6 protein-coding genes are annotated in these 18,265 nt (G+C 63.1%); 5 read left to right on the top strand and 1 reads right to left on the bottom strand.

Translation table 11 applies throughout. The features are described 5' to 3' along the window. The first annotated feature begins 93 nt into the window (after positions 1-93). From IGX34_RS18655 to IGX34_RS18640, 4 genes are all read left to right on the top strand, one after another. A complete protein-coding gene (locus IGX34_RS18655) occupies positions 94-12,696 on the top strand; it encodes a filamentous haemagglutinin family protein (RefSeq protein ID WP_192557251.1) in 12,603 nt (4,200 codons plus the stop codon). Positions 12,697-12,908: 212 nt separating this feature from the next. Continuing rightward, on the top strand, positions 12,909-13,319 hold the full coding sequence (locus IGX34_RS18650; RefSeq protein WP_192557250.1) for a hypothetical protein: 411 nt from the start codon (positions 12,909-12,911) through the stop codon (positions 13,317-13,319). A gap of 388 nt (positions 13,320-13,707) precedes the next feature. Continuing rightward, positions 13,708-15,123: a substrate-binding domain-containing protein gene (locus tag IGX34_RS18645; RefSeq protein ID WP_192557249.1), complete on the top strand. Its 1,416-nt coding sequence runs from the start codon at positions 13,708-13,710 to the stop codon at positions 15,121-15,123. 524 nt (positions 15,124-15,647) lie between these two features. After that, a complete protein-coding gene (locus tag IGX34_RS18640) occupies positions 15,648-16,619 on the top strand; it encodes a YVTN family beta-propeller repeat protein (protein WP_192557248.1) in 972 nt (323 codons plus the stop codon). Here IGX34_RS18640 and IGX34_RS18635 read toward each other — a convergent pair. Then, the gene (locus tag IGX34_RS18635; protein WP_192557247.1) at positions 16,609-16,761 is read right to left on the bottom strand and encodes a hypothetical protein; all 153 of its coding nucleotides are present in this window, start codon (positions 16,759-16,761) and stop codon (positions 16,609-16,611) included. The two genes, IGX34_RS18640 and IGX34_RS18635, sit on opposite strands and share 11 nt — an antisense overlap. Positions 16,762-16,866: 105 nt before the next feature. Between IGX34_RS18635 and IGX34_RS18630 the strand changes: the two genes are divergently transcribed. Then, the gene (locus tag IGX34_RS18630) at positions 16,867-18,213 is read left to right on the top strand and encodes a substrate-binding domain-containing protein (protein WP_192557246.1); all 1,347 of its coding nucleotides are present in this window, start codon (positions 16,867-16,869) and stop codon (positions 18,211-18,213) included. Positions 18,214-18,265 lie beyond the last annotated feature (52 nt).

Genomic DNA, 18,265 nt, shown 5'->3' with positions numbered 1-18,265 from the left:
GATGACATGGTTCAGTCGGCCCCCAATCCGGCGGTCTAACCAGCCGAAGGCCTCGTTTACCGAAGTGCCGCAGATGCCCCAGGGGAAGAGTTCGTGATCACACCGGTCGGTTCAGGCAAGCGTTCCCGTTCTGCGCAAGGTTTCACGGGGCCACGACGCCCCCTGGCCTACGCCATCGCCTCGGTGCTGGCGTTTGCGGCGTTGCCGGCGCTGGCCGGCACCAATACCGCGCAGCCGCTCAGCCAGGCCTGGCTCAACCAGGTACAGAACCAGGCCGGTACGCAGGCCGGTGGCACGCCCTCGGCGCTCAGCGGCATCACCGCGCAGACACCCACCCAGTTGCTGCAGCAGCGCAATGTGCAGCAGTCGCTGGCCAATCTGAGCCGCGCCGCGCAGGCCGTGGCCGCCCAGATCTCGGCCCAGCAGGCGGCGCAACAGGCGGCACAGCAGCAGACCTCGCCGGTACCCAACGGGCTTACCTCTGGCGGCCTGGTGGTGGCGCCCGGTGCGTCCAGCAATCCGAACCTGTGGCAGAACGCCAAGGCGCCGACGCAGTCGGTGACGAACGGCCAGACCACGGTCGATATCAAGCAGACTTCGCAGAAAGCGATCCTCACCTGGAGCAGCTTCAACGTCGGCCGCAACACCACGGTGTATTTCGACCAGAGCGGCGGCAACCAGACCAACGGCAGCAACAACAACTGGATCGCGCTCAACCGCGTTACCGATCCCAGCGGCGTGCCCAGCCAGATCTTCGGCCAGATCAAGGCCGAGGGCACGGTGTACCTGCTCAATCACAACGGCATTCTGTTCGGCGCCGGCAGCCAGGTGAATACGCAGTCGTTGATCGCCAGTTCGCTGGATCTTTTCAGCAGCGATGTCGCGACCAGCAATAGCCAGTTCCTCAATGCCGGCATCGCGCCGGGCAACGTGACCTACCTGCCGTTCCTGGTCAACGGCGCGTTTACCGACGGCAAGAACCACGATGTGGTGGTGCAGGATGGCGCCTCCATCACCGGCGGTACCCAGGGCTTCGTGCTGCTGGCTGCGCCGAATGTCGCCAACGCCGGCAGCGTGGTGGACGATCAAGGCCAGGTAATCCTGGCCGCCGGTGCACAATTCGAGAACGCCAATTCGACGTCGACCACGCAGCCGCTGTCGGTGGTGGTATCGCAGCCGGCCGGCACGGCTACCAACACCGGCCTGTTGCAGGCACGCCGCGGCGAAGTGGAGATGGATGGCCTCAACGTTGCCCAGGATGGCGTGGCGCTGGCGTCCACCAGCGTCAACTACCAGGGCAGCATCGTGCTGAATGCACAGGCCGGCGGCAGTGCCTCCGGTTATTCGGTCGGCGGCACGCTTACGCTCGGGCCCAATTCCGTCACCACCGTACTGCCCGAAGAAGACGGCGAGACCACCACCTCCACCAGCGCCGCCACCACCGCTTTCAACAGCAGCGACAGCGTGTTGACGCTCAGCGGCGAAACGGTGAATTTCCAGGCCGGCTCCTTGCTGGAGGCACCCAGCGCCAAGCTCACCATCAATGCCGTGCTCGACAACGCCGCGGACTATACCAATCCGTTGGCCGGCCGCATTTATGTCGACAACGGCAGCGTGATCGACGTGTCGGGCCTGGCCAATGTGCAATTGCCGATGTCGGCGCTGCTGGTCACCATTCCGCTGGTCGGCCAGAACGAGCTGGCCAATTCGCCGCTGCTGCGCAACAGCTTTCTCTACCAGACCAAAGATCTCACGGTAGACAGCAGCCAGAGCGGCACCACGGCGAGCGGCCTGGCCTGGGTCGGCAGCCCCATCCTCAATATTTCCGGCTATGTCGATGACGTGCCGCGCACGGTCGGTCAGCTGATGACCAACGGCGGCAGCATCAATCTCAACGGTGCGCAGGTGATCGTGCGCAGCGGTGCGCAGTTGAACCTGGATGGCGGCTATGTCGCCTACCAGCCCGGCTGGATCACCACGCCCAACCTGGTGGCTTCCAACGGGCAGGTCTACAACATTGCCGATGCCAATCCCAATCTCGCCTATGTAGGTTTCGCCGGCCAGTACAGTGTCATCGACAACCGCTGGGGCGTGAGCACCAATTACAGCAATCCCCTGTTGGCCGGCAGCACGCGCTGGGACAGCGGCTTTGCGGTCGGCGGCAACGCCGGCGCGCTCAATATCAGCACCGGCGATGCCCTGGTCATGGACGGCCAGGTCAGTGCGCAGGCGTTTGCCGGCCGCAATCAGGTGGCGCAGGGCGCGCAGCCCAATGGCGGTACGCTGGCCATCAGCGTGAATGGCGCCGCGAACACGGCCGGCGTAACCGTGTCGCCGGGCATCCTGTTGCAGCAGTCGGTGACGCCGCTCGAGCAGCTCGATCCGGATTTCCAGGCCGATACTTCCTGGTCGAGCGTGCTCACCAGCCAGGATCCGACCGGCAGCAATCCCTACGATCTAGCGCGCTGGGTGCCGGTCTCGGCAAACCTGGTGCAGCAAGGCGGCTTCAGCACCTTCAACTTGACCAGCCAGCTGATCGTCGGCGGCGAGATTCGCGAGCAGGCCGGCACCGTGCTCAGCGTGCAGCCGGGCGGTTCGATCGCTCTCGCAGCGAACGGCATCGATATCCTCGGTGCATTGAGTGCGCCGGCCGGCGCGATCGCCCTGACTGCGTCGGGCGGCAACTTTGCCGATCCGGCCAGCCTCACCGGCGCGGATCTGCCCGAAGGCATCACCATCGGCACCGGCGCGGTGCTGAGCACGGCGGGATTGTGGGTGAACGATGCGCAGGCTACGGCCGGCAACTACATCGGTGATCGCTACATCAACGGCGGCACCATCAGCCTCACCGTGGACCAGGCGGACATCCTGGTCGCCAGCAAGGGCACTAACGGCATAGCCACCGATGAAACCGGATCCATCGTGCTGCAGTCGGGCAGCCTGCTGGATGTTTCCAGCGGCGGCTACGTCAACAGCAAGGGCCAGTTGCAGCTGACCAACGGCGTACCGGATGGCAGCGGCGGCAGCATCAGCCTGATCGACTATGCGGATCAGGGCGCCAATACTTTCAACAACGACGAATTCCCGCCGCCCACCTCGCTGGGGCAGAACAGCCAGCTGGTGCTGGACGGCAGTCTGCGTGCCTACGGCTTCAGCGGCGGCGGCACGCTTAGCTTGCAAGCGATCGATATCCAGATCGGCGGCAGCGCCAGCGATCTGGCCTTGAGCAACGGCCTGTATCTGGCGCCCTCCTTCTTCGCCGGACAAGGCTTCGACAATTACGCGTTGAAGTCGATTACCGACGCCAACATCGCGCCCGGCACTGCTGTGCAGGTCAGCCGCGACAACTTGCTGCCGAATATGCCGGCGCTGCTGGCCGCCACCACCGGTACGGATATCTACGGCCAGAGCCCGCTGACCGACAGCGCGTATGTCAGCGTGGGACAGCTGGCGCCTTATCTGCGTTACATCACCCGCAACGCGAACGGCCCCGGCTTTTCGCTGAGCGCGGGCCAGTATTTGAACTACGAATCGATACCGGCCAATCCGCAGGCCGGGCCGGTTCCGTATGCCGGCGTCACCGGCTCGCTCAACCTGGGCGCAGGCGCGAGCATTTCGGCCGATGCAGGCGCCACCGTTGCGCTGTCCGGCGGCCTGTCCACCATCGTGGACGGCACCATCAATGCGCCCGGCGGCAGCATCGATATCGCCAACATTCTGTTGACCCAGGCCGTCTCGACGGTGCCCGAGGTATGGCTGGAATCGCAGGCGGTGTTGAATGCCGCGGGCGTGTCGCTGATCAATCCGTTGGCCGCGGCCGAGCCCGGCAACAGCCTCGGTCTTGGGCTGGCCACGCACGCCACCACGCGCACCGGTGTGGTGTTGAACGGTGGCAGTGTCAGTCTCACTTCGCCGCTGGGCTATGTACTTACTCAGCAGGGCAGCCTGATCGATGTGTCGGGCAGCTCCGACGTCTACGACCAGCCGGTGGCCAACGGCGCTTACGCGGGCGCCAGCGCCGGCTATGCACCGACGCCGGTATGGAGCAATGCCGGCTCGATCCTGTTTGGCGCCGCCGCGGGTCTGGATGCGGACGGCACTCTGCTCGCGCAGGGTGGCAGTGCCCAGGCGGAAGGCGGCAGCCTGCAGATCGTGGGCATGAGTCCTGGCCAGTTGGCCACGTTCTTCCATCTGGCCGCCAACTCCACGGCGATTGTCTTGCAGCAATCCGGACTGTTCCTGCCCGGCTCCGGCTTGCAGCCGGGCGGCAAGGTGGCGGCGAAGGCCACCACCGGCGTGCTGGATTTCGCGCTGGACCGGCTGGATGGCTCGGGCATCAGCAGCCTCATGCTGGGCTCCGATCCTGCCAATCCTTCCGCCATCGCCAACTCGGCGGTGGTGCCGGTGGCCTTCTCCGGCAATGTCGATCTTTCGCTGGGCAAAAGCTTCGAGGCCTATACGCCCAGCCTGTCGGCGTTGCCGGCGGGCAGCACGAAACTGTCTGCGCTCAGCACGTCGGCCATCAATCAGGGCGGCGGCACCGTACAGATCGACGCGCCCTACGTGGAACTGGTCGGTGCACTCAGCGATGTGCCGAGCCCGGTGGCCGGCACCGGCACGCTGGATATCCACGCCGACTTCATCGACCTCGGCGGTTTGATGAATCTGCAGGGCTGGGCCAATGCCAACTACACGGCCAGCGGCGACATCCGTTTCTACGAACCGGCCAATCTGCAATATCCCGCCGGCGGCACGCCGCTGGCCGGTTTGCTGTTCAGTGCCGGCAATCTGACTTTGCAGGCGACCGAGCTCTATCCGGTCACCAACTACGCGTTCGTGATCGATGCCAGTCCGCTGAAGAACGCGCAGGGCGTCGCGCTCAGTCCCAGCACCACGCTGACCATTCTGGGCAACGGCAACCCCGCCAGCGTGCCGCTCTCGGCCGGCGGCGCCCTGCTGCTGGATGCGGACAACGTCGTGCAGGACGGCACGGTGTGGGTGCCGGCCGGCGAGCTGGTCATCGGCGCGCAGCAAAACACCGCCAGCACGCTGAGCGCTTTCGGCATCAGCAGCAGCGCCGCGCCGGTGTATCCGCTGGAGCCCACGCAAAGCGTCACGCTCGGCGCCGGCAGCTTGAGTTCGGTGTCGCTGGATGGCGAAACCGTGCCCTATGGCAGCACCACCGACGGCCAGGAGTGGAACTACGCAGGCAGCTCCGCCAGCAGCTACACCGTGTCGCCGCTGACCGCACCGCCGTCCAAGTCGATCACCATCGCCGGCAACGATGTGTCGCTCAACAGCGGCGCCACCATCGATATCAGCGGCGGCGGCGAATTGCAGGCATCGGAATGGGTGCCGGGCACCGGCGGCACGGTCAACGTGCTGACCCAGTACGAGACCAGCTACGCCAACAGCACCAGTGGCGTGCAGGTATCGCAATACGCCGACGGGCGCGCGATCTACGCCATCCTGCCCGGTTATACCGCGCCGGTCGGCGCGCAGGATGCGGCTCTCACCAGCGCTGCCGACGCCGGTGCCGGTCCGGCCGTGGGCCAGTCGGTCTATCTGTCCGGCATCGCCGGCCTGCCGGCCGGCTACTACACCTTGCTGCCGGCCGGTTACGCGACGCTGCCGGGTGCGTATCGCATCGTGCAGAACACCAGTTCGCAAAACGCTGTGCTGGGCCAGAACGTGGTGCTGCCCGATGGCACGTTGAGCATCACCGGTTACTTCGCCAACGCGCTGGATGGCGCGCACGCGTCGACCAACACCACGTTCCTGGTGCAGTCCGCGCCGGTGTGGCAGCAGTACTCGCAGTACACCTTCACCGAAGCGAACAGCTACTTCGCCAGCCAGGCCGCCAGCGCCGGCACGGTCACGCCACAGCTGCCGGAAGACGGCGGCCATCTGATCCTGAGCGCCAACCAGCAATTGCAGTTGGGCGCGACACTCAGCGATGCGCCCGCCAGCGGCGGACGCCCCGGCCTGGTGGATATCGCGGCGCAGGCGATCCAGGTAGTCGGCCCCGGTTCTACGTCGCTGGGCAGCAACTATCTGCAGATTTCCGCCGATCAGCTCACTGCGTTGAACGCGGGCAGCTTGCTGCTGGGCGGTACCCGCCAGCTCACTAGCGACGGCTACCAGATCACCAGTAATACCGACAGCCTGGTGCTCTCCAACGACAGCGCCGATCCGCTCGAAGGGCAGGAGATCCTGCTGGTCGCCGATGGCAACGCGGGCGCGCAAGGCATCGTGCTGCAGTCGGGCAGCTATCTTGCCGCCACCGGCAGCGCCACACCGAACAGCACGCCCTTGCTGTTCGGTACTACCGGCAGCAGTGCCATCAGCGGCAACGGTGCGCTGCTGCGCGTGTCACAGGATGGTGTCGCAGCGGTCGTGCGCAACGATGTTTCCGGCACCACCCAGGGCAATCTCACCATCGCCGCCGGCGCCACCGTGCAAGGCGGCGCGTCGCTGACCATGGATACCACCGGCGCCACCAGCGTCGATCCGAATGCGGTGTTCACCGCGCAGAACATCCAGGCCACGGCGAACCAGATCAACTTTGTCGGCATCGATGCGCCGGCCGGCAGCGGTACCGGCGGCCTGGTGATCGGTCCCGGCACCTTGAGCCTGTTCAACGATGCCAGCCAGGTAACGCTGAGCAGCCGCGGCGCCATCGACTTCCTCGGCAATGTCAGCATCGACCTGCCGCAAAGCTTGAACCTCAATGCGAACGCCTACGTCAGCGATGGCGGTACCGTCAGCATCAAGGCCGGCACGCTGGGGCTGGGCAACGCGGTGGGTACCAGCACCGCCGCCGCGGCAGCAGGTACGGGCCAATGGACGCTTACTGCCAACGAGCTGGATTTCACCGCCGGCAGCAGCGTCACCCAGGGCTTCGCCAGCGTGACCGCCAACGCCAGCCAGGGCATCACCGGCCAGGGCAATGGCGGGATGGATTTCGGTGCGGCCAATGTCAGCTTCAACACGCCGATCCTGCTGGCCAGCAGCGGCGCCAATACCGCGCTCACCACCACCGGCAGCTTTGCCGTCAACCATGTCGGCGGCACGCCGCTCAGCGACAACAATCTGGGTGGCACGCTGACGCTCAGCGGCGGCGCGCTCGGCGTAGGCACGCAAGTGGACGCGCTGGCCGGCAACCTCACGCTTACCGCCAGCAGCGGCGATCTCACGTTGACCGGCAGCGCCAATCTCGACGTCGCCGGCATCAACAAGACCTTCTACGACGTCACCACCTATGCAACGGGTGGCGATCTGACGCTGGCTTCCACGCAGGGTTCGGTGACGGTCGCTAACGGCGCCGTAGTGAACTTTGCCGGCGCGCCGCTGGGCGGCACGGCAGGCAGCCTGATCATCAATGCGAACAATCTCGCCACGCTCGACGGTACGTTTGAAGGCGGCGCGGCCAATGGCTATCTGGGCGGCTATTTCACCCTCAATAGCGGCGGTGCGCTCAATCTGGATCAGCTCGCTCAATTGACCGGCAGCGCGGGCACCACCGGCGGCATCGCGATCACCAGTGGCGCCGGCAACCTGCTGCTCTCCGCCGGCCAGCGGCTGGTGGCACAAGATGTATACCTCACCGCCAACGGCGGCAATGGCGCCGTCAATGCCAGCAATGGCGTGGTGGATATCGAAGGCACGGTCGATGCCGCGGGCCCCGCTGCCGGCGAAATCCAGCTGTTCGGTCGCAATGGCGTCACCATCAACGGCAGCCTGCTGGCGAACAGCAGCCTGGCCGGGCAGATGGGCGGCCTGGTGGAGATCGGCACTGCCGGCACGGCGACGATCGGCCAGCTCAACAGCACATATGGCTACGAAGACGTGCAAGCCGGCAATGCCGGCAGCATCGTGTTCGGGCCCAATGCCATCGTCAATGTGGCGGGCGGCGCTGGCGGCATCGGCGGCATGGTCTCCCTGCGCGCACCGCTGCTGGCCGATGGCGATGTGCCGATCAGCTTCGCCAACAACGCCACCATCAGCGGCGCCAGCAACGTCACCATCGTGCCGTACGCGGTATGGAGCACGGCCGATACCGAAAACAAAAACACCAACCCGGCGCTCTATTTCGATGGCCTGATCGATCCCGCCGGCTGGTATGGCGCCGGCACCGACGGCACGCCGCAACTGCTGGCCGGTACCTGGTACGACGCGAGCGGCAACATCGTCGCGGCGCCGACCACCGCCACGCAACTGCAAGACGATCTGCAGAACGACTACTTCGTACCCGATACGGCCAACGCCGCGCACCAGACGTTCTACGGCTACGTCAACGGCGACGCCACCCAGGGCGCCGGCACCTTGATGGGTTATGTCGAGCAGCCCGGCTATAGCTTCGGGAATCGTTATGCGGGCATCGCCAATCTGCAAATCAGCCCAGGCATCGAGCTGATCAATCCGGTGGCCGGCGTCAACGGCGGCGATATCTCGGTACTCACCAACTGGAATCTCGGCGCCGGTGTCACCGCCGGCAATGGCACCATCCAGCTGGCCTATCGCTATGGCGCCAATCCGGCGGTCTCCGCGTCGGGTATTGCGCCCACGCTGACCGTGCAGGCGCTGCACAACGTCAATGTCGACGCCAGCATTACCGATGGCTTCTATCAACAAAACAACGGAGCGGATCTTGCGCCGCCGGTGGTATTGCAGCCTGGCGGTCAGATCACCGCTGACTACGATGCAGCACTGGCGGCCTATCAGGCTTCCAACCAATACCTGTTGACGGCGTCTTATCTGGGAACCGCCCAGAATCCGTATCCGATCTGGCAGCCCAATGCGTCGGGCCAGTACACGGAGTACTACTACGATCCGCAGCAGTTCGCGTACGTGTCTTTCATTCTCAGCACCGGTACCGATAAATATTACAAACCGGTCATGGCGCCGGATGCAGGCCAGACGGCGCAGTACTACGCCAACTACACGCAGTACATCAATGAAGTGGGCACGGGCGGCGGCAATACCTTCAGCCTGCTGTACAACTACGGCTCTTTTGTCGCCTTCCTGCCCTATAACCCCACCAGCATGGTGGCACCGCAGCCGGCCAGCTTTACCAGCTACGCCGATTACGTCGCGGCGTATCAAACCTGGCTGACCACCCATTTCAACAGCAGCAATTCGGACATCAACGGCAACCTCAGCCTTGCGCAGGTGCAGACGCCTTCGCCCTTGCTGCTGCCACTGGCACCCACGTCAAGCAGCGCATACGGTGCGTATACCACCGACTACAACGCCTACATCAACGGCTATGCAGCCTATCTGCATTACGTATCCAGCGCCGGGCCGCTGGGCGATGTTTCGATGGCTTTCACCAATGGCCAGCCGGGCGGATCGCAGCTGTTCTACGCACCTTATGCGCCGGCGGACAGTACGCCCGGAGGCGTCACAACGGTACCCGCCGCGCCGAATAACAGCCCGTCGAACATGCCCAGCCTCGGCAATCCGGCGTCGCTGGAATCGGCCACCTTGCTGGGCGGATCGAGCAGTACCTACCAGCTGGTCGCGGGCGCCAATTTCGCCAGCGCCGACCCGCTTGCAGTGATGGCGAACAGCGCGGCAGGCAACGTCAATCTCGATGGCCACTTCGCGGTGCAGTACACGCTCAGCGGTGCGCCCAATAACTACACGCTGGAATTGCCCACCGTGGTGCGCACCGGCACCGGCTCGATCGACATCGTCGCGGCCGGCGATATCAACTGGCAGGATTCGACGGCGCCTGCCGCGGTCTACACCGCGGGCGCGCCTGCGGTGGGCACCAGCGCAGATACATCGGTAAGCGTGGCCGCGCCGGTAGCCGGCATGCCGGACATGCTGGTCACCGGCCAGGTCAATCCCGTCGGCGCGGGCAACATCCTGCTCAGCGCAGGCGGCAACATCAACGGCATCGAACAGGTCTACGACAGCACGGGCCTCATCACCGGCACCAAAGGTGCGTTGATCAGCCAGTACTGGTGGCCGTGGATGGAAACCGGCAACAGCACCGATGCCAACGGCAACACCATCGCCAGCTCGATCAATTTCGCCAATTTCGATCAGGGCGTGATGAGTGCGGGCGGCAATGTCACCGTCAGCGCGGGCGGCAATATCAGCGATCTGTCGGTATCGCTGCCCACCACCTGGTATGCCAATGCCGCGGCCACCGCCATCACCACCGTGGGCGGCGGCAATCTCTCCGTCAACGCGGGCGGCGACATTCTCAGCGGCAGCTATTTTGTCGCTCGAGGCACGGGCAGCCTGGCGGCCGGCGGCCTGATCGGTTCGGATTTCACATACGTGCTGCCGGCCAATGCCACCGGTCCGGCCGGCGTCGCAATCGGCAATACGCCGGTAGCGGTCTCCACCGTGCTCGCGCTGCAGGATGCGCAATGGACGGTGCAGGCGCGCAGTGGCGTGGATATCGCCGATATCCTCGATCCGTCGTACGCCGCTCCGGGCGGCCTCGTGCCGGACTATCAAAGCTATAGCAGCAACTCGGCAGTCACCGCGGTAACCACTACCGGCAACTTGACTCTGGGCAGCCTCGCCTGGGAAGCGCAGGTGTTTGGCGACAATCAAACCAGCAGCAATGGTTACGGCATCCTGCCTTCGACGCTCGATTTCACCGCGTTGAACGGCAATATCAATATTCTTACCGCAGGCGGCCTGTATCCCTCGGCCATCGGCAATCTGAGCCTGCTCGCGGCGACGTCGGTCAATCTGGTGCAGCAGAACTACGATCTGGACCAGCAGGGCGGATCGATCGCGGATGGCTTTGGCCTGATCGACGCGGCCGCTTCGCTATTGCCCTCGCCGCTGCAGCCGGAAGGCTCCGACAGCCAGAACTATCTGACGCTGAATCCGGAACATTATCTGGAGCGGGGAACGTCGCCGACCAACGACGAAAGCGAGTTGTACCAGGCCGGCCTGCACGATGCCGATACCACGCCGGTGCGCATCTATGCACTCAGCGGCAGCATCATCAATGGCACCACGTCGTCCACCGGCATCCAGATGGATCAGATGCTGATCGAGCCGGACAAGCCGGCGCTGATCTACGCGGGCCAGGACATCGTCGATCTGTCGCTGATCGGCCAGCAGACGCATGCGTCGGATGTCACCCGCGTCGCCGCCGGCGGCAGCATTTACGACACCCAGTACAACCCCGGCGTGCTGCATGCGCTGACACCGCTTGGCCTGAATTATCAGCTGGTGCCGGTGATTGAATTGAGCGGCGTCGGTACGCTCGATGTGGAAGCCGGCCGCAATATCGGCCCGTTCACCAGCCAGACCGATATTCTCAATGCCAACGCCGAAGTAGCCAATACCACCATCCCGACCGGCATCGAAACCATCGGCAATACGCTCAATCCGTATCTGCCGCACGATGGCGCCAGCATCGATGTGTTGTTCGGCGTGGGGCCGGGCATCGCCACCAGCAACTTCCTCACGCAATACCTGAGCAACGCCAATGGCGTGGATGGCTTCGGCAGCCTGCTGCCGGATCTGGTCACTTTCATGGAGCAGCAAGCAGACGGCCAGGTGGCGGATACCGGCTTTGCACAGGACCAGCTCAACGTAGTGCTGACCACGCAACAGGCCGAAACCGCCTTCCAGCAGTTGCCTACCTATAAGCAGCAGCTATTCGTGCAGCAGGAATTCTTCAAGCTGCTGGCCCAGGTCGGCGTGGATTACAACGATCCGAGCAGTCCCTACTACCACCAGTACGCGCGCGGCTACGCCGCCATCGAAAGCTTGTTCCCCGCGGCGCTGGGCTATACCGACAACGGTACCGGTGCAGGCGGCCTCAATGGCGAAGCGAAGACGGTGGACACCGGCGATCTGGATATCCGCAGCTCCACCATCCAGACCCAGCAGGGCGGCAATGTCAGCATTCTGGGTCCTGGCGGGCAGGCGCTGATCGGCAGCGTGGATGCGCCGCCGGTGATCACCAATTCCAGCGGCACCGTGGTGGCCGGCCCCAACAGCATGGGCGTGCTCACCCTGGAGCAGGGCAATGTAGATATCTTCACCGACCGCAGCTTGCTGCTGGCGCAAAGCCGCATCTTCACCGAGCAGGGCGGCGACATGGTGATCTGGAGTTCCAACGGCGATATCAACGCCGGCCAGGGTGCGAAGACGGTGGCCGTGATACCGCCGCCGACTTATCTGTGCGACCTGGACGCTTTCTGTCTGATCGATGCCAAGGGTGAGGTGAGCGGTGCCGGTATCGCCACCTTGCAGACCACGCCGGGTGCGGCGCCGGGCAATGTCTATCTGGTTGCCCCGCGCGGCACCGTGGATGCAGGCGATGCGGGCATCCGCGTCTCCGGCAATCTGGTGGTAGCCGCCGCCCAAGTGTTGAACGCGGTGAACATCCAGGTGCAAGGCACCAAGATCGGTGTGCCGGCGGCGCAGACCGTGAACGTCGGTGCGCTGAGCTCCGCTTCGTCCGCCGCCGGTGCGGTGAGCAAGATGGCGCAGAGCATGGTGCAACAGCAACAGAACGATGCATTGAGCAAGCAGCCGTCGATTATCGCCGTGCAGGTACTTGGCTTTGGCGATGGCAGCACAATGATCAATCAGAATTCCAACGGTTACGACCCCAACAGTCCCGTGCAGGTGCTCGGCGCGGGACGGCTCAGCAGTGCGCGCAAGCAGGCGCTGACCATGGACGAGCGCAAGCTGTTGGCGGAGTAGCAAGAGGAGCACCCCGAAACAAAGATGAGTAAAGCGGTTGGCTGTACGTACTGGTGTATGGCCGTCCTGGCAGGTTGAGATGCGTTACTCGCGCATCGCAACCTCGCTCGCCGAACCTGTAACGCCGGAAAAAACCTTTGCGGGATCAGCCCGCAAGGCAGGCCGGGTGTTGCCCGGATATGCACGCAAACAATGGACTGGGGCAAATAGACGTGAACCAGGCTGCGCTTGTCGAGACACTGATCCAGCTTTCCGATTTTCGCCAATACGATAAGGCCGAATCATTATTTGCAGCCTGCACGCGCGAGCAATTGGAGCAATTGCATGCGATTTCGGACCGCGCTTTTAGCAAGCGACTTACTTATTCGCTGGAAAAGCAGTTGAAACGAAGCCGCGACGGCACCAGCCGGGTAAAAGGCCTGTTGCTGATCAAGTTAATGAAAATATTGAACGCGTGGTGCATGGAAGGTCACCGCTCGGCAATCCGGTGCGTGCTGGGCACGCTGAAAAACGACGAACTTTTAATGCTTGCCGGCGTGCCCGAACTGGATCGCGAGGTTTATTCCATGCTGCGGGAATTTGAGGCGATTTATCAGCCGATGTCTTGCGGCTGTTCGCATTGAATTCACCGGATTGGTATCGCGTAGTGCGGGGCGGCGATGCGCATGACATGTGGGGGTGCGTAAACCTTTGAATGGCTGCCGCGGCGAAGTCTGCGCTTTTGCCATCGTACAAATCAGGTTGCAGCAATCCCACTTGAGTTTAGAAATACAAATGCCTACAAAATGTGAATTTGTGTGATAACGTGGCTCGCGTTCGACGAGCGGTGCGCAATGCATCACATAAAAGTTCTATTACAAAAAAGATGAACTTTCTAATCAGAGCAATAAATCGTCGCTGTAATCAACGCGGCATATTAGTCGACATCAATACTTAATTTCCTCGTCATTGCGCAGAGGTAAAAAGTTTCGGCCCCCAATTCCGGGGGTATAAGCGCTATGGGGAAAGACCATGAATTACGGAATTCGCAAGCTGAGCAACCGCACCAAGCTGGTGGCCGCTGCTCTTGCCTTGGCTTTGGCTGGCGTTTCGCATGCTCAGACGCAGGTTGGTGGTGGCGCGACGCTGCCGTCGATCGGTTACGTGGGCAGCGCCGCCGCCTCGAATCTGCAAGTATGGGGAACCTCTTCGACCAATACTTCCGACCCACTCGATACGCATTCGCTGTTCGGTGCATGGCAGGCGTTGACGGGCAATCCGAACGTGTCCTACTGCCTGACCGGCAGCGGCGCGGGCAAGGATATCCTCGCCGGCGGCAGCATCGGCGGCACCAGCTATAACGTGCAGAACAACTGCGTGAAGAACAGCGCGGGTACCGTTACTGGTTTCGGCGCCGGCCTGACCGGTGTGAACCGCACGGATCTGACCCAGCCGAACTTTGCGGCCGGCGATTCTCCGCTCGCTTTCAGCGACTACTCCAACTACCTGGCCACCCACGGCAACAGCGACTACCCGACCCAGTTCCCGGCCGTTGCCGGTGCCGTCGCGATCGCTTTCAACCTGGTCGACGACCAGGGCACGCCGGTGACCACCGCGAACTTCACCGACGCGCAGCTGTGCAACATCTTCTCCGGCGTGGATAACAACTGGAGCGATTCGGATCTGTCGGGCGCCTTCACCCTGCCGGCCACGCATACCGTGAACCAGGCCATCAAGGTGGCTTATCGTTCGGATGGCAGCGGCACCACCTTCAGCTTCTCCAACCATCTGGCCTTTGCCTGCAGCGGCACCGCTTCGGCTCACTTCGTGACCGATCAGGCCTTCACCAACGTGGACAGCCTGTTCAAGACCTTCCCGGTCACCGGCTGGCTGCCGGCCAGCGGCAACGCCGCCGTTGCTGCTGCGATCCAGAACAACGAAGCCAGCATTGGCTACGTCGAAACCGCCAATGCTCTGGCCACCGCTCCGAGCATCAGCATCGCCACCGTGAACGGCAAGAGCCCGACTGCCAACTTCAGCAGCTCGCTCACCATCGCCGCTTCCGACCTCGCCTTCAACAGCGTGATCAACGGTGCCAATGCCACCAACGGCCAGGCCGTTGTCAGCACGATCTCGTCCCTGATCACCGGTAGCCAGACCGCCCCCAGCACGCAGTGCATCGCGCTGGTGCAGCCGTCGACCTACGCTGTTCCGGGCACCATCGTGCCGTCGACCTCCTATCCGATCGTGGCCATCTCGTACCTGTTCGGTAACGTGCATGGCAACGGCACGGACCTGACCAACACCCGCAGCCTGCTGGAAGCTCCGTACAACTCCACCATCCAGGCCTCGGCCACCGATATCGGCGGCTCCACGGGTCTGCAGTACCTGACCCTGGGCCTGCGCAGCTTCACCGCTGCCCAGGTCGGCAACTGCCTGGTCGACTAAGTCGAGCAGCACGCTTTCCTTGCAGGAAGCATGAAAGGAGGGGATGCGCGAGCATCCCCTCTTTTTTTGCATGGCGATAATCGTGCTGTTATTGAACGGCCTGAATCGGCACATTTTCTAAAATCGTGCTTTATGACGATGAATATGAAACAACTGTGATTATCGATTATGCCAAGTAATAAAAAGGACATTTTCACGGACGCCAATACTTCAAGCTAGCGTCATAGCCGGCGCGCATGCTTGGCGGGTACCAAAGCAGCAGGGCGAGGCCCGTAGGCATTGGTATGCGAAAGGGACCACGGCATTACGGTGGGACAGGTTAAGCGCAGGCATGCGCGCAACAGGGGGTGTTTCGCGTGGCAGTCAGGCTGCGCGGAACGCACGGCGGGATGGCGATGGGTATCGCGCCATCCGGTCAGGGGTACTGAACAGCATCCTCCAGCAGTTCGCATGCCGACGCGATATGAGCGTTTCATGCCGGGCGCATCGCCGCGCCCACGATCTTCTACGGAGGTTATTTCATCATGACTGGTCAATCCAAGTTCAATACGCGCCGTTGGGCCCGTTGCGCGCTGCCGCTGCTGATGGTGGCGACGCTGCCTGCTTTCGCCCACAACAACAATGCCTATGTGGCCAACTACAACGACAACACCGTTTCCGTGGTCGACACGATCCGCAACACGGTGAGCGCCACGATTCCGGTGGGAACCTCGCCCTCGGGCGTGGCGGTCAGCCCCGATGGCAGCACCGTGTATGTGGCCAACTTCGGCAATGACACGGTTTCCGTGATCAACGCGGCCAGCAACGCCGTGTCCGCCACGGTGCCGGTCGGCGGTGCCCCTGCCGCCGTAACGGTCAGCCCGAACGGCGCCTATGTGTACGTGGTCAATTCCAATTCCAACACCGTCTCGGTGATCGCCGCCAGCAACGATACCGTGGCCGCCACGGTCTCGGTAGGCGAGCAGCCCTTCAGCCTGGCGGTGAGCCCGAATGGCGCCAATGTGTATGTGGGCAATCTCGGCTCCGAGAATGTCTCGGTGATCAACGTCTCCAACAACACCGTGTCCGCCACCGTGGCCCTGGGCGACGATCCGTACAGCCTCGCCGTCAGCCCCGATGGCGCGCACGTGTATGCCACCGCCTTTAACGCCGGCAACGTCTCGGTGATTTCCACCCGCTCCAATACCGTGACGTCCACGATCGGCGCAGGCAGCGGCGCGAACGCGCTGGCGCTGCAGTTCTTCGGCGCGTTGATGTATGTCGCCAACTACAACGCCAACACCGTGTCGGTGATCACCCCGTTCGACGGCAAGGCGGTGGAGACGGTAACCGTGGGCGTGGGTCCGGATGCACTCGCGGTCAGCTGCGGCAACGTATACGTCGCCAACAGCGGCTCCAACACGGTTTCCGTGATCAATCCGTTCGGCGGCTCGCTGGCCACGGTCAACGTGGGCAACGATCCGGTCGCCGTGGCGACCCAGCCGGTCAACTGGTAAACGCGGACTGAGACGATTCTTCCGCTACGGAAGTGATGCAGACGGCCATCTCGCAAGAGATGGCCGTTTTCTTGCCGGGCATGAAACGCTCGGCGATAGCTGCGCGCGGCTTGCGATCGGCGAGCACATGCACGGCGGTCATCAAATCGACACCTTCTTCGACGCTATCGCTTCATATCTGCGTCACGCCAGCGGCGTAGCAGAGGACACGCCTTCAATCGGAAGGCTGTGTACAACGAGGTGCGTCATGAACCGTAAATCCAGCAAGATCGGCCAGTACGCCAAATGGATGATGGGTGCGTTGGCGTTGGCCGTTGTTTCCGTATGCCATGCCGGCACCGCGCTCGTCGGTGGCGGCGCGACCATGCCCGCGTACGGCTATGCGGGCTTCAGCAGCAGCAATCCCATTTATCCTGCCGGCAGCGGCTCCCTGTTCGGGGAATTCACGCTGCTGGCGGGTGGTCCCAGCGTGTCATATTGCGAGACCGGCGACGGCGACGCCATGAATCTGCTGGCGAAAGCGCCGGGCTTCAGCGTGCAAAATAGTTGCACCAGCACCGGTGGCATTTATCACGGCCTCGATGCTGCCGGCGCCGGACGCACGGATCTGCTCCAGCCGAACTACATTTCCTCGGCCTACGGCATGAGCCAGGCCAATTTCAGCGCGTATATCGCCGGCCATGCCTCAGGCGCTTATCCCACGCAATTTCCGGCGCTGGTCGGTGCGATTGCGATCGCGTTCAACCTGGTGGACAGCTCCGGCACCGAAGTGGTGGCGTCCGAAGTGAATTTCAGCGATGCACAGCTTTGCGAAATCTTCTCCGGCAACGTGACCAACTGGAACGATGCGAGCCTGGCCAGCGCATTCACCCTGCCGACCGGCCATGCCATCCCGTCCACGCCGATCAATGTGCAGTATCGCGCGGATGCTACGGGCACTACCTTGAGCCTCAGCAACCATCTGGTGAACGTATGTGCCAGCGTGATCACCAATGGTCACTTCGTCATCGACCAGGCATTTACCAATGTGGTGGCGAACGTGCTGCCTGCGATACCCAGCAACTGGACCGCTTCCAGCGGCAATCGCGCCCTGGCGACAGCGGTCGAAAGCATCGCCGGCAGCATCGGTTATGTGGAAACGAATAACGCCATGGCGTTAAACCCGTCCATGCAGTTTGCCGATGTAAACGGCAGCAGTCCGCTGACCAACTTCGGCAGTCCGCTGACGATCACGTCGGCCGACCTGGTGTTCAACAAGGCGGTTGGCGCGGACGGCACGGTCAGCACGCTTTCGCCTGCACCCACCACGCAATGCATCGCACTGGTGCCGCCGGCGGACTATGCCGTTGCGGGTGTCGGCGGCAGCATTCTGCCGAGTGGTACCTATCCGATCGTGTCTGTGCTCTATCTGCTGGGCAATGCCGATGGCAATGGCGCGGATCTGACCAGCACGCGCGGCTTGCTGGAGTCGCCGTACAACGCCACCCTGCGTAGCAGCGTGACGATGATCGGACCGGGCACCGGCCTGGCCTTCCTGACCTTAGGCCGCGGCGCCTTTACGGCGGCGCAGGTGGGCACCTGCCTGGTGAACTGAGTTCCTCTGCCGAAGGCAGAAAAGGAGGGGAAAACCCCTCCTTTTCTTTTCC

The organism is Dyella acidiphila, assembly GCF_014863405.1.
Lineage (GTDB): Bacteria > Pseudomonadota > Gammaproteobacteria > Xanthomonadales > Rhodanobacteraceae > Dyella_B > Dyella_B acidiphila.
This window is presented reverse-complemented; position numbering and strand designations above follow the sequence as displayed.

Coding starts and splice junctions, on each gene's coding strand:
- IGX34_RS18640 (WP_192557248.1), top strand. CDS start 15,648: ATGACTGGTCAATCCAAGTTCAATACGCGCCGTTGGGCCCGTTGCGCG.
- IGX34_RS18630 (WP_192557246.1), top strand. CDS start 16,867: ATGAACCGTAAATCCAGCAAGATCGGCCAGTACGCCAAATGGATGATG.
- IGX34_RS18635 (WP_192557247.1), bottom strand. CDS start 16,761: ATGACCGCCGTGCATGTGCTCGCCGATCGCAAGCCGCGCGCAGCTATC.
- IGX34_RS18645 (WP_192557249.1), top strand. CDS start 13,708: ATGAATTACGGAATTCGCAAGCTGAGCAACCGCACCAAGCTGGTGGCC.